This window comes from Massilia sp., from assembly GCF_031995545.1.
Lineage (GTDB): Bacteria > Pseudomonadota > Gammaproteobacteria > Burkholderiales > Burkholderiaceae_D > Telluria.
Genome location: NZ_DAMAGA010000015.1, coordinates 99,427 through 112,679, shown reverse-complemented (window position 1 = coordinate 112,679; position 13,253 = coordinate 99,427). Strand labels below are relative to the sequence as shown.

Below are 13,253 nucleotides of genomic sequence, written 5' to 3'. Positions count from 1 at the left end.
CGTCGAGATCATCCCGCCTTCCTACCCCAGCGAAGAAGAATACATCGCCCAGATGCGCCGCATGGGCGAGGAATACATGGGCAAGATCGTGCGCTCGTGCACCGGCGCCGGGTTGCAGCACAGCTGCATGACGGCGTTTTCCGATTCGGCGGCGCTGAAGATCGCCGACGTCGCCGAGCAGGAAGGCTGCGACCTGATCTTCATGGGCTCGCACGGCCGCAGCGGCTGGAACCAGCTGTTGCTTGGCAGCGTCACCAATAAGGTGCTGTCGCACACGACCAAGCCGGTGCTGGTGCACCGCCTGATCGCCGAACCGGCCGCATCCTGAACCGGCGCCTGACCCGGCACGCATGATTTGGTCTGACGAGCACTTTGCAGCGGAACGATGTGCTAACCTGAAGCGGGTCGGAAACCGCTTCGGTTCAAGGAAACGAACATGGTAAGAATCGTCATTGCCGATGACCACACCATCATGCGCGAAGGGCTCAAGCGCATCCTCGACGGCGCTGCCGAGGTCGAGATCGTCGGCGAAGCCACCAATGGCTTCGAGGTACTGGCGCTGGTGCGCCAGGGCGGCTTCGACCTGCTGCTGCTCGATTTGTCGATGCCGGGCCGCAGCGGCGTCGACCTGATCCGCCAGGTGCGCAGCGAAGCGCCCAAGCTGGCGATCCTGATCCTGACCATGCACGAAGAAGAGCAGTACGCGGTGCGCGCGATCCGCGCCGGCGCCCAGGGTTACCTGACCAAGGAAAGCGCGGGCACCCAGCTGGTGGGCGCGATCCGCAAGGTGGCCTCGGGCCGGCCCTACATCAGCACCGAAGTGGCCGAGCAGCTGGCGCTGAACATCATGGCGCCCACCGAGCAATTGCTGCACAAGCAATTGTCCGACCGCGAATTCGAAGTCTTTTCGCTGCTGGTAAGCGGCAAGTCGATTACCGAGATCGCCAACAGCCTGCACCTGTCGGTCAAGACCGTCAGCACCCACAAGACCCGCATCATGCAAAAGATGGGGATGAGTTCGCTGTCCGAGATGGTGCAGTACGCGGTGGCGCACCGCCTGCTGTCGCCGATGAAAGCCTGAACCTCGATCTCGTTTGACCGCCGCGCCACAGTTTGGTGCGGTGCGTCGATGCAACACCCTACGGCGTTCGGAACGCCCCCTCTCATCGTCCGAAGCCGCTCCGCCATTCGCGCAACTGTCGCGTTGAGTCGGAAAAGTCCTACAAGCTCACCATCTGTCCTACCTACACATTCAGGCAACGCTGATATTCGTGCCGGACTCGTGTTGGCATACTGAATTCAGCGTTTCGACTTGCTTGCGATCCAAGTCACAGCGTCAGTCCTTGATGATTGACGCGGCGCAGTTCACTTCTTGAACTGCCAGGGTCGCCTGAAGCACCGAATTCCTTACTGGAGAAGAGCATGCAGTCCCAGCCAACGTCAGAACAACGCAACGTCACCCAGCCGACCCTGCATTCGCCCATGGAGGCCGGGCGCCAGCGCCAGGGCCGTCTCTGGTCCAACCTGAAAGAAGTCTGCGACCTGCTCCGCATCCCGGCCAGCGTGTCGGTGAGCTCCGAAGAACTCCTGTTCCAGCACGTCCAGTTCAAGACCGGCCAGCGCGTGCACACCATCGGCCAGGCCTTCGACACCCTGTACATCGTCAACTCCGGCTTCCTCAAGACCGTCCTCATCGACGAGTTCGGCAACGAGCAGGTGCTGAGCTTCCCGATGAAGGGCGACATGCTCGGCGTCGACGGCATCCATACCCGTCACTATGCATCCGAGGCGGTGGCCCTGTCCGACTGCGACCTGATCCTGCTGCCGTTCAAGAAACTGACCGCGCTGGGCCGCGTGCACAGCGAACTCGAGAACATGATGTACGGCGTGATGAGCCGCGAACTGGTGCGCGAGCAGACCATGATCGGCATGCTCGGCGCCCTGTCGGCCGAAGCCCGCGTGGCGCGCTTCCTGGTGTCGCTGGCGGACCGCTTTGCCGCGATGGGCTACTCGAGCAAGCTGTTCAACCTGCGCATGACGCGGCATGAGATCGGCAGCTACCTGGGCCTGACGCTGGAGACGGTCAGCCGCACGCTGTCGGCGTTCAACGAAATCGGGCTGATCACGGTGGACCAGCGCACCATCGGCATCAAGGACGCCGAGGCGCTCAAGACCCTGCGCCGCTTGCCACCGTCGCGCTCGCGCACCAAAGGGGCGAAGGCGAAGGCGGAAGTGGATCAGTCAGGGGATGATCAGATGTTGGCGACGGCTTGATCAGCCGGGTATCTAGCGCTGAGCATCAAGCATCGTCAGCTTCACTCCTTTGTTACCCCTAAAACCGTCATTCCTGCCACTGGCAGAAATGACGGCTTTCTGGGTAACAAAAGAAGGGTTGCAGCTAGTAGCAAGTAAGAGGATGAAAAGCGCACGCTGCTGCCGCTCAATCCCGCTCCAGCGACAACACCCCATCATTGACCCGCACCCGATCGCCCTTGCGGTACCCCGGATTGTTGTCATACTCGATCGCCTGCGTCGAATCGCTGGTATTGAAGCGCACCGTCACCCGATAGCGCTCACGCGAACGCACCTCGGTCGCCAGCGGACGCGCATCCGCCGTCGACGGCTGGATCACTTCCACTTTCTCGACGATCGCGCAGCTGGTGCAGTAGCGCGCGACACGCGGCCGTTCGGTCTCGCGCGGTGGTGGCGGTGGCGCCGCGCCCGGTGCGCCACCGCCCGGCGTCAGGCGGCGCTCATTTTGCGGCTGCAGCGGCACATCCGAGCGCACGATCGGTTTGGTCAGCATGCTGGCCACCGTCTGGCCGCCCAGGCGCGTGTCGGCGCGTACCTTGCTGTCGGGACGCAGGCGGTCGCGGTCGCCGATCGTGTAGGTGCCCGAATACTGGCCCGGCTCCACTTCGTTCAGGTGCAGGCCGCGGGTGGCGCCGTCGATGCTGAGCGTGACGCTGGCGCCCGACGTGGCGTACACGTCGAAATGCAGCTGGTTGCCCGGCGCCAGGCTCGAAATTTGCTGGACGTCGAAGCCGGTAACCATCAGCCCGTCGGTGCGGCCGCCCGCAGGCGGCACCTGGGCGTGGGCCACGCTGCTGGTCAGCAGCGTCGTTGGTGGCGCCGTGGCGATCGCCATGGCCAAAAGAATCCGATGAAGGCGCATAACTATCCCTTCCTAAAATTAGCGGAAATACATGGATGAGCGGCCATGGAGACCGCTCTCGGTTCAGATAGAAGTTACGCCTGCGTAAGGACAGGGTCGGTTCGTTATCGAACGCTGTGGACGGCGTCGCCCGAGGTCACGTAGATGTTGTCGCCCGGCTCCGGCTTGACCGCGTGGCCGCCGGTGAAGGAGCCGAACGATGGCAGGATCATGCGGTCCTGCCCCACCACGAAGCACGGCAGGCGCAGCGCGTCGAAACGGGTGGCCAGCACGTACACCGGATGCACGTGCCCGGCAAGCACATAACCCGGCGTCTCGACATCCGGATGGTGGCAGAACGCGAACGGCCCCACCTGGTGCGGCTCATCGACCAGCTCGATTCCGAGCGCCGCCGCCGGGTCGCCTGCATGCAGGTCGTGGTTGCCGCGCACCAGCATCAACTGCAGGTCTGGATGACGCTGGCGCCAGGCCAGCATCGCCAGCTGGGTCGAGCTGGCGTGCGCCGCGCGCGCATGCAGGAAGTCGCCGAGGAAGACCACCCGCTGCGCTCCATGCTGCGCCACCAGCGCATCGAGCCCGGCCAGGTTCTCGGACGTGGTCCCGCGCGGCACCGGCACGCCCAATGCACGAAACGCCGCTGCCTTACCGAAGTGGATGTCGGCGATGATCAGCATCTTCTCGGCAGGCCAGTAGATCGCCTTCTCCGGCAAGAGCAGGAGGTTTTCGCCGGCCACGCGCACCGCTACCGCACTCATGCCGCTGCCGCCTTTTCCAGTTCGCGCACCATGCGTGCCACGCGGTCGCTCAGCTTCTCGGTGCTGACCTTTTCGCGGAAGCGCTCGACCATCAGCGCGAAGCCGAACGGCGTGGCGCGCCGCACCTCGCGAAAAGCGATGCGGCGCCCGTGCAGCTCGTCCAGCGTGTCGCGCAGGCGCGTCAGTTCCAGTTCCTGCTCCATCACCTCGCGCTCGGCCTGGGTGAGCAGCAGGTTGCCGGCATCGTGCTTGCGAAACACCTCGAAGAACAGCGACGACGATGCCTGCAGTTGGCGGTTCGACTTCGGCTGCCCCGGATAGCCCGAGAACACCAGCCCGGCGATGCGCGCCACTTCGCGGAAGCGCTGCTGCGACAACTGGGTCGCATTCAGGCTGTCGATCACATCTTCCAGCAGGCGCTCGGTATCGAACAGGCCGACGCCGGCGCCGGTCGGCGCATCGAAGGCGCTGGCCCAGTCGACCGGCTCCGGCGCCATCAGCTCGAAACCGTAATCGTTGATCGCAATCGAGAACGTGATCGGCTGCACCCGCCCGACGCGAAACGCGATCAGGGACGCCAACCCCATATGCACCGAACGCCCCGCGAACGGATACACGAACAGGTGATACCCCTCGCGGCTCTTCATCGATTCCAGCACCAGCACTTCGGAGGTTGGCAGCGCCGACCACTTTTCCTGGATCTCGATCAGCGGCTGGATGGCGCGCATTTCCGGCCCGTCGAACACGCCCTGCGCGGCCAGGCGCAACTCTTCCAGCGCTGCGTGCGCCAGTTCGTTCGACATCGGCATCTTGGCGCCCTGCCAGCGCGCGATCGCGCCCTTGGTGCCGGTGGCGCGTTTCACAAATGCTGTCATCTCGTGCACCCGTACGAATTCCAGGATCCGTCCGCCGAACAGGAAGCGGTCGCCCGGCTTCAGGCGCGAGATGAACGATTCCTCGACGCTGCCGATGCGTCCCCCGCTCATGTACTTCACCTGGATGGTGGCGTCCGACATGATGGTGCCGATGCCCATCCGGTGACGGCGTCCGATCGCCGTATCCGGCACCCGGTACACGTCCTCTTCGTCCGGCAGCACGCGCCGGTATTCCGGATACACGGTCAGGCTCTGGCCGCCGCGCGCGACGAAGTCGAGCGCCCACTGCCATTCTTCCTGGGTCAGGTGGCGGTACGACCAGGCCTGGCGCACCTCGTCGAACAGCTCTTCGGAGCGGAAACCGCCACCCAGCGCGATCGTCACCATGTGCTGCACCAGCACGTCGAATGGTTTGTTCGGCACGTAGCGCCCTTCGATGCGGCGCGCCGCCACCGCCTTGCGTGCGCCGGCCGCTTCCAGCAGTTCCAGGCTGTTGGTCGGCACCAGGGTCACGCGCGAGACCCGCCCCGGCGCATGGCCACTACGGCCCGCGCGCTGCAGGAGGCGCGCCACGCCCTTGGCGCTTCCCACCTGCAGTACGCGCTCGACCGGCAGGAAGTCCACGCCCAGGTCCAGGCTCGCAGTGCAGATCACCGCCTTGAGGATGCCGTTCTTCAGCCCCAGCTCGACCCATTCGCGCACTTCGCGGTCGAGCGAGCCATGGTGCAGCGCGATCAGGCCGGCCCAGTCGGGACGCTCCTCCAGGATGTTCTGGTACCAGATCTCGGACTGCGAACGGGTGTTGGTGAACACCAGCGTCGTATCGTGCCCCTCGATCTCTCGGATCACAGGGCCCAGCATCTGCAGGCCGAGGTGGCCGCCCCACGGAAAGCGCGATACGTTCTCGGGAATCAGGCAATCGACCACGATCTGCTTGCGGGTATCGCCTTCTATCAGCGTGCCCGCATTGTCACCTTCGGAGCCTCCCAGCAGCACCTGGCGCGCCAGATCGAGGTTGCCCATCGTCGCCGACACGCCCCACACCAGCAATTCCGGACGCCAGCGCCGCAGCCGCGCCAGCGCCAGCTGCACCTGCACCCCGCGCTTGCTGCCCATCAGTTCGTGCCACTCGTCGATGATGATCATGTCGAGGTTACGGAACTGCTCATGCGAGGCCGCGTTGCTGAGCATGAGCGTCAGGCTCTCGGGCGTCGTCACCAGCGTGGCCGGCATGCTGCGCGTCTGCCTGGCGCGCTCGCTGGCCTTGGTGTCGCCGGTACGCGCACCGATGCGCCACTCGGGCATCAGTTCGGCGGCGGAATCCTCCAGCGCACGCTGGGTATCGGCGGCCAGTGCGCGCATCGGCGTGATCCATAAGACGCGCAAGCCCGCCTTGGCACGGCCGGTTTCGAGCCCGGCACGTTGCAGCGCCGCGAACCACACCGCGAAGGTCTTGCCGGCGCCGGTGTTCGCGTGCAGCAGCCCGGACTGCCCCGCCAGCGCGGCATCCCACACCGCGCGCTGGAACGGGAACACGGTCCATTTGCGCTCGGCGAACCAGGCGTCGATGCGGCGGCTGACCGGATTGTCCATCACGACTTCGCTGCTACTCATGGTGCGACTCATGCGCTGGCCGCTCCCAGCAAACCCTTGAGCGTGTCGAGCGTATCGGCTTCTTCCACCGGCTTGTCCTGGCGCCGGCGCAGGATGCGTGGGAAGCGCACCGCGATGCCGGCCTTGTGGCGCGGCGACAGCGCGATGCCCTCGAAGCCGATCTCGAACACCATGGTCGGCTTCACCGAACGCACCGGCCCGAATTTTTCGATGGTGGTGCGCCGGATCGCATTGTCGACCTGCGCGATCTCGGCATCGGTCAGGCCCGAATACGCTTTCGCGAACGGCACCAGCTTGCGCTCCTGGCCTTCGCCATCCCACACCGCGAAGGTGTAGTCGGTGTACAGCGACGCGCGCCGGCCGCTGCCCGGCTGAGCGTACAGCAGCACGGCGTCGATTGCGTACGGATCGATCTTCCACTTCCACCAGGTGCCGACGTCCTTGGTGCGGCCGACGCCATATTGCGCGACACGCGACTTGAGCATCATCCCTTCGACGCTGCGCTCGCGCGAACCGGCGCGCAACTCCGCCAGTTCTTCCCAGCTGTCGGCCTCCACTACTGGCGACAGGCGCAGCTGCGGCGCATCGAGCTTGGCGATTTCGGCCTCGAGCAGCGCGCGCCGCTCGTGCTGCGGCAGATTGCGCAGGTCGACGCCATCGAGCTCCAGCAAGTCGTAGCAGCACAGCACCGCCGGCAGTTCGGCCAGCAGCTTGGCGCTCAGGGTCTTGCGGCCGATGCGCTTTTGCAGGTCGGCGAATGGTGATGGCACCGAGGAATCGGGCTGCCAGATCAGCACTTCGCCGTCGAGCACCATCCCGTCCGGCAGGCGCACCGCCGCCAGCTCGGGAAAGCGCTCGGTAATCAGGTCTTCGCCGCGCGACCACAGATAACTCTGGCCTTCGCGCCGCACCAGCTGGGCGCGGATGCCGTCGTACTTCCATTCGACGATCCAGTCGTCGGGTTCGCCCAGCTGCGCCGGATCGCCATTGAGTTGGTGCGACAGGAAGAATGGATACGGCTGGCCGCCGCGCAGCTTGTGCTCTTCGTCAGACTGCTCGGCGATCAGCTGCAGGAAACCGGCGGCGGTGGGCTTGACGCGGCCGTCGGTCCAGCCCATCAGTCGCTGCGCGATCAACTTGCTGTCCACCGCCGCGATCGCGGCCAGCGCACGCGTCACCAGCAGCTTCGACACGCCGACGCGGAATCCCCCGCCGATCAGTTTGATGAGCAGGAAGCGCTCGCGCCAGTCGAGTTCATTCCAGTACGAGAACAAGGCCTCGCGCACACGCAGTGGTTCCGCGCCGCGCAGGGGTGCGATGCGCTCTTCCATCCACACCGCCAGGCCGACGTCCGAGCGTTCGGTTGGCGGCGGCAGGATGTGGGCGATGGTCTCGGCGAAGTCGCCCACCGCGTGATACGACTCGTCGAACAGCCACTCGTCCAGCGCAGCGTATTCGATCGCGTACTGGCGCAATAGCTTGGTCGGCACCGCCTGGCGCGGCTTGCCACCGGCGAGAAAGTAGACGGCCCAGGCGGCATTCTCGGGCGTAGCGCTGGAAAAGTAGGCCTGTAGCGCTTCCAGCTTGCGCGTGGTGGAGGTGGTTTCGTCGAGGTCGGCGTACAGGCGGGCGAATTCACGCATCGGCATCTCCCGCCGCGCCAGTCTTCACTTCCTCGACATTGTCCTCTTCTTTCGCCGCCTCTTTCGAAGCAGCTGCCCCAGCAGGCGGCGTCGACTCATCCTCTTCCTCGTCGCCGTACTCGGTATCGAAGCCCGAGGCATCCAGCCCGTTCTGGCACAGCCAGCGCACCAGCGTCGGAATCGAGCCGTGGGTCACGATCACGCGCTCCGCTTCGGTTGCCTTGATGGCGCTCATCAGGCCCGGCCAGTCGGCGTGGTCCGAGAGCACGAAACCGCGATCGACACCGCGCCGCCGCCGCGCGCCACGCAGCAGCATCCAGCCGCTGGCGAAGGAATCGCTGTAGTCGCCGAAGCGCTTCATCCACGGCGAGCCGCTGGCCGATGGTGGCGCCACCACCAGCGCGCGCCGCAGCGCCGCCTTGTCGACATCGCTCACCAGCACGGTCGGCGGAATGTCGACGCCCTCGGCGCGGTAAGCGCGGTTCAACGGCTCGACCGAGCCGTGGCAGACGATCGGCCCGATGCTCGCGTCCAGCCCGGCCAGGATTCGCTGGGCCTTGCCGAACGAGTAGGCAAACACCACCGAGCAGCGGCCCTCTTCCGCATTCTTGCGCCACCACGTGTTGATCTCGTCCATCAGCTGCTGCTCCGGCTGCCAGCGGTAGATCGGCAGGCCGAAGGTCGATTCGGTGATGAAGGTATCGCAGCGCACCGGCTCGAACGGGTCGCAGGTTTTATCCGGCTCGACCTTGTAGTCGCCGGACGCTACCCACACCTCGCCGCCGCATTCCATGCGCACCTGGCTCGATCCGAGCACATGGCCAGCCGGGTGCAGCGAGACGGTCACGCCGTTGTGGGTCACGCGTTCGCCGTACTGCAGGCTATCCACCGAGATGTCGCCCAGGCGCGACTTGAGCACACCGACGCCGGGCGCGGCCGCCAGGTAGTGGCCGCTGCCGTAGCGCGCATGGTCGCCATGGGCATGGGTGATCACGGCGCGTGGCACCGGGCGCCACGGGTCGATGTAGAAATCACCGGGTACGCAGTACAGACCCTCCTTGCGAACGACGACCATGTCTCCCATGCGCCCGCCCTTCCTTAAGCCGCCGCGACCGGATCGAGATAATCGGCCAGGAAGGTGCGGCTCTCGTCATCGGGGAACTGCACCGTCACCTGGTCGCCGGCGACGGCCAGCACCACGCCTTCGCCATACTTGGCCGAGCGCACGTGAGTGCCGACCTCGAAGTGCGGGCCGGCCGGTGCCGGCGCCGGTTCGCGGTCGAACTCGTCGTCGCGGATCTCGATGTCATCAAGCAAGGTCGCGGCCGGTGGATTCAGGCAGTTGTCGCACTTGCAGCACTTCTCGAAGCCGTCCACCGTGTCGTTGAAGTAGTCGAGCATCAGCTTCCAGCGGCAGAAGCCGCTCACGGCGTAGCTCACCATCTGGTTCAGCGCTTCCTTGTCGTGCTCCTGCTTCTGTACATAGACCTCGGCCAGCGCCGCGAACACGCCCGGCTTCGGCTCGCTGTTGGCCGGCACGTATTCCAGCTTGCGGTTCTGGCGCAGCAGCTTGGCGTCCTTGAGCAGCTTGAGGCAGACCTTGATGTTGGCGTCGGCGATATCTTCCAGCGCCTCGTTGATGCGTGCCAGTGTCACCGGACCATCATCGGCCAGGCCGCGCACGGCGGTGTGCACCAGTTGCAGCTCCTCGGCGCTCGGGTAATGCTTCATCAGGAAGAACTGCTGCAGGCGCTTGTCGTCCTGCAGGAACAGCAAGGTGCACTGCGCATCCAGCCCGTCGCGGCCGGCGCGGCCCGACTCCTGGTAATACGATTCCAGGTTGGCCGGGATCTGCAGGTGGATCACGAAGCGGGTGTCGCTCTTGTCGATGCCCATGCCGAAGGCGTTGGTGGCGACCATCACGCGCCGCTCGCCTTCCATGAACAGGTCCTGGTTAACCTTGCGCTCGGCCGCCGGCAGCTTGCCGTGGTACAGCGTGACCGACTCGCCGGCTTCTTCCAGCACGGCCAGCATTTCCTCGGCCGCCTTGACGGTGGCCGCATACACGATGCCGACGCCCTCGGTTTCCTGCACCAGGCGCAGCGCCTGCTGGTACTTCTCGGCGGTGCTGGTGACTTGCACGACGCCGTAATGCAGGTTCGGCCGGTAGACGCCGGTGTTGATCACGTTCAGCTTGCGGCCGAGCTGCTTGCCGATGTCGGCGATACATTCCTCGGTCGCGGTGGCGGTCAGCGCCAGCACCGGCGGCTTGCCGATCGCCTGCAGCGCGCTGCTCAGGCCGATATACGCGGGACGGAAATCGTGGCCCCATTGCGAGATGCAGTGGGCCTCGTCGATCACGACGATGTCGAGCTTGACCTTCTGCAGCACGGCGATGAACTCGGGCGACACCAGTCGCTCCGGCGTGCAGAACACGATTTCGCAGGCTTCAGTCTCGATCGCCTCGATCGCCGCATGTTCTTCCTCGGCGTTGAGGCTGCTGTTGACCTGTACCGAACGGATGCCGAGCTCTTCGAGCTTCTCGAGCTGGTCCTTCATCAGCGAGATCAGGGGCGAGACGACGATGGTGATCCCTTCCAGCATCTTGGCCGGGATCTGGTAACACAGCGACTTACCGCCGCCGGTGGGCATGATGGCCAAGGTGTCCTTGCCATCGAGTACGCTGTCGATCACGCGTTGCTGGCCGTCGCGCAATTGCGCGATACCGAACACGGCGTTGAGGAGGCGGCGGATGGTGTTGCGGCGCACGGCGAGCAGGCCGCGGTGCATGAGGGTCGGGTCGTGTCGGGTCATGATGGCCCAACTTTATATTTCACCCTGATGACTCGACTATAGGACGCAACCTACTTCAGGCGTAGGAGCGCAACTTTTGGCCTGACCATCTCGTGACAAATATGCGACAAGGATCGGGTCCGAGGTTTATTCCTACAGTGCGACGGATTTTTTGCCGATGCCGTAAGCAACGGTGGCGACTTAAGATGTCACCATCGTCAACAGCAATGCATCACTCGGGAGAATCATCATGTCGCGCCGCCATCCAATGACGTGGACCGCAGTCCACCTGGCCCTTGCCAGCGCAGCTACGTGGTTCCTGCTCGAGTCGGAAGCGTTGTCCAGCACCTTGCTGTTCTCGTTCCACTAACGTTCCGCTTTCGCTCCACCAATACCGTAGGGTTGGCGGCCTCGCCGCCGACGCGGTGATAGTCGGCAGCAAGATCATTCGGCACGAATTCGGCACGGATAACAATCGACGCGTCGGCGGCATAGCCGCCAATCCTACGTGGATCCTGCTGATCAATAATTTACCGCATAGTCCTTCGGGAAGGCCACACCGTTGAACGCCTTCTTCTGCGTCCAGTCCTGAACGGGCGCGGTCCAGAACGAATCGTCCGCAGGCAGTCCCAGCGCCAGCAGCCCTGCCGAAGCAATGTACATGCTGCCATTGTTCGAATACGAATCTCCCAGCGTCGGCTGATGCCCGCGGAAGCCAATCGTCAGATACCCATCCTTCGTAAAATTGCCCGGCGCATCCCAGATCGCCCGGTGCGCCGCATGCAGCGCGGCGCGCACCTGCCCTTCCGGCAACGACTTCGGCAATTGTTTGCGCCAGGCCAGCAGCGCCAACGGCTGGAACACGGCGGTGCCATACGTGATCGAGCGGCCGACCGGCGGATAGGTGCCTTCCGGTCCAACGAAGCGCTCCAGGTGTTCGGAATAGCGCTGCGCACGCCGCGTCGCCTGCGCCAGCAACTCCTCCGGCTTGCCGTTCCAGAACTGCCCCTTCTTTGCCACCAGCACGTCGAGCACTTCCAGCAGCATCGGCCACATCACATACGAGCAGTAATAGTCGAAGTGGAAGTCCTGGCCATCCTTGATCCAGCCGTCACCCACATACCACTCGTTGATCTTGCGGATCGCGCCATTCATGCGCATCGGGTCGTATTCCTCGCCGATCGACAGCAGGAAGGCTTCGTTCATGGCGGCGAACAGCAGCCAGTTAATCGACGGCACCTCGATGCGGCGCAGGTACTTGATCTCGGTGACGATGCGCGCCTTGGTCACCGCATCGAGCGGTTCCCACAGCACCTTGGGCGCGCGCAGCAGCGCGTTGGTGTAGTAGGCCGAATCGACCAGCGCCTGCGGATGCACGCGCCACGGCAGATAGTCGGGATTCTTCGGGTCGACCGAATTGACGAAGCTTTGCAGCGCCATCTGCTGCATGTTCCGGCGCAGTGCGCCTTCGGGCGTAGCGTCGGCCGGCAGCGCCAGCCAGGGCGCGACGCCGGCGATCATGCGGCCAAAACATTCGAGGTAAGCGACCGAGCGGTCGCGCCCATCCCAGGTAGGACTGACTTCGAGCACGAAGGTCTTCTTCAGCTGCCCCTTCGACATCGGCGCCAGCACCGGTTCGGCCATCTGTTGAAGCAGGCGCAGCAGGTAAGCGCGCTCGCCTCCGGCAGCGGGCACGGCGGCGCCGGACTGACCCGCAGTCAGCAGACCGGGCACGGCCGAGCCTGCGGCCAGTGTCCGCATGAAATGACGACGTTGCATGGTATCTCCTTGAATTATTATTTGCGCTCGGCCAGGCGCGCCATCTCCGCTGCCGCCAGCAGCACCGCACCCACCCCGAAGTGGGCGGTCGAATCACGGTCAACGACCTGTCCGGGAATCGCGCGTTCGCCGATCGGCTGTACATAGCCAACCTTGCCGTCCGGCTGTATCGCGATGGTGGTCAGGTAGTTCCAGCCCAGCAGCGCGCCGGATAAGTACTGCTCGCGCGGCAGCAAGCCGTTATTGATGCCCCACAGGAAGCCATAGGTGAAGAAGGCGGTGCCGCTGGTTTCCGGTCCCGGAGCATGGCCCGGGTCGAGCATGCTGCGCGTCCAGTAGCCTTCCGGACGCTGGGCACGCAGGATCGCCGCCGCCATCGCCTGGAAGCGCTCGACGTAGCGCGCGCGCTGCGGATCATTCGGCGGCAGGTCGGCCAGCACCTTGGCCAGCCCGGCAAACACCCAGCCGTCGCCGCGCGCCCAGAAATCCTTCTTGCCGTTCACGCTCTTGTGGCGTGGATAGACGTACTTGGCGTCGCGGTAGTAAAGCTGTTCGTCCGGGTCATACATGATGCTATTGGCATAGTCGAAGTAATCGTGCAGCTTGTCGAGGTAGCGCC

11 protein-coding genes are annotated in these 13,253 nt (G+C 64.6%); 3 read left to right on the top strand and 8 right to left on the bottom strand.

Going from position 1 to position 13,253, the window contains the following annotated elements:
- The 3 genes from RTQ83_RS13170 to RTQ83_RS13160 form a co-directional block, all read left to right on the top strand.
- The coding region (locus RTQ83_RS13170; RefSeq protein WP_312515139.1) for a universal stress protein at positions 1–328 on the top strand (328 nt) is incomplete at its 5' end.
- 108 nt (positions 329–436) lie between these two features.
- On the top strand, positions 437–1,081 hold the full coding sequence (locus tag RTQ83_RS13165; RefSeq protein WP_312515136.1) for a response regulator transcription factor: 645 nt from the start codon (positions 437–439) through the stop codon (positions 1,079–1,081).
- A gap of 401 nt (positions 1,082–1,482) precedes the next feature.
- Positions 1,483–2,274, top strand: a complete 792-nt coding sequence (locus tag RTQ83_RS13160) for a helix-turn-helix domain-containing protein (protein ID WP_312515145.1) — start codon at positions 1,483–1,485, stop codon at positions 2,272–2,274.
- Positions 2,275–2,440: 166 nt separating this feature from the next.
- Here the strand turns inward: RTQ83_RS13160 and RTQ83_RS13155 are convergent, their stop codons facing one another.
- The 8 genes from RTQ83_RS13155 to RTQ83_RS13120 form a co-directional block, all read right to left on the bottom strand.
- Positions 2,441–3,148, bottom strand: a complete 708-nt coding sequence (locus RTQ83_RS13155; protein ID WP_312515133.1) for a hypothetical protein — start codon at positions 3,146–3,148, stop codon at positions 2,441–2,443.
- Between the two features lie 131 nt (positions 3,149–3,279).
- The gene (gene pdeM / locus RTQ83_RS13150) at positions 3,280–3,930 is read right to left on the bottom strand and encodes a ligase-associated DNA damage response endonuclease PdeM (RefSeq protein ID WP_312515130.1); all 651 of its coding nucleotides are present in this window, start codon (positions 3,928–3,930) and stop codon (positions 3,280–3,282) included.
- On the bottom strand, positions 3,927–6,419 hold the full coding sequence (locus RTQ83_RS13145) for a ligase-associated DNA damage response DEXH box helicase (protein ID WP_312515127.1): 2,493 nt from the start codon (positions 6,417–6,419) through the stop codon (positions 3,927–3,929). The genes pdeM and RTQ83_RS13145 overlap by 4 nt, the downstream gene beginning before the upstream one ends.
- A gap of 8 nt (positions 6,420–6,427) precedes the next feature.
- A complete protein-coding gene (locus RTQ83_RS13140; RefSeq protein WP_312515124.1) occupies positions 6,428–8,062 on the bottom strand; it encodes an ATP-dependent DNA ligase in 1,635 nt (544 codons plus the stop codon).
- Positions 8,055–9,146, bottom strand: coding sequence for a ligase-associated DNA damage response exonuclease (locus RTQ83_RS13135; RefSeq protein WP_312515121.1), 1,092 nt, complete (start codon positions 9,144–9,146; stop codon positions 8,055–8,057). Before RTQ83_RS13135 ends, RTQ83_RS13140 begins: the two co-directional genes overlap by 8 nt.
- Before the next feature lie 14 nt (positions 9,147–9,160).
- A complete protein-coding gene (locus RTQ83_RS13130; protein ID WP_312515119.1) occupies positions 9,161–10,876 on the bottom strand; it encodes a RecQ family ATP-dependent DNA helicase in 1,716 nt (571 codons plus the stop codon).
- A 501-nt stretch (positions 10,877–11,377) separates the two neighbouring features.
- On the bottom strand, positions 11,378–12,634 hold the full coding sequence (locus RTQ83_RS13125; protein WP_312515116.1) for a DUF2264 domain-containing protein: 1,257 nt from the start codon (positions 12,632–12,634) through the stop codon (positions 11,378–11,380).
- A 17-nt stretch (positions 12,635–12,651) separates the two neighbouring features.
- The coding region (locus tag RTQ83_RS13120) for a glycoside hydrolase family 88 protein (RefSeq protein WP_312515113.1) at positions 12,652–13,253 on the bottom strand (602 nt) is incomplete at its 5' end.

Bases quoted from the DNA above. Each gene is read 5' to 3' on its own strand.
- RTQ83_RS13165 (WP_312515136.1), top strand. From the start codon at position 437: ATGGTAAGAATCGTCATTGCCGATGACCACACCATCATGCGCGAAGGG.
- RTQ83_RS13160 (WP_312515145.1), top strand. From the start codon at position 1,483: ATGGAGGCCGGGCGCCAGCGCCAGGGCCGTCTCTGGTCCAACCTGAAA.
- RTQ83_RS13155 (WP_312515133.1), bottom strand. From the start codon at position 3,148: ATGGCGATCGCCACGGCGCCACCAACGACGCTGCTGACCAGCAGCGTG.
- pdeM (WP_312515130.1), bottom strand. From the start codon at position 3,930: ATGAGTGCGGTAGCGGTGCGCGTGGCCGGCGAAAACCTCCTGCTCTTG.
- RTQ83_RS13145 (WP_312515127.1), bottom strand. From the start codon at position 6,419: ATGAGTAGCAGCGAAGTCGTGATGGACAATCCGGTCAGCCGCCGCATC.
- RTQ83_RS13140 (WP_312515124.1), bottom strand. From the start codon at position 8,062: ATGCGTGAATTCGCCCGCCTGTACGCCGACCTCGACGAAACCACCTCC.
- RTQ83_RS13135 (WP_312515121.1), bottom strand. From the start codon at position 9,146: ATGGGAGACATGGTCGTCGTTCGCAAGGAGGGTCTGTACTGCGTACCC.
- RTQ83_RS13130 (WP_312515119.1), bottom strand. From the start codon at position 10,876: ATGACCCGACACGACCCGACCCTCATGCACCGCGGCCTGCTCGCCGTG.
- RTQ83_RS13125 (WP_312515116.1), bottom strand. From the start codon at position 12,634: ATGCAACGTCGTCATTTCATGCGGACACTGGCCGCAGGCTCGGCCGTG.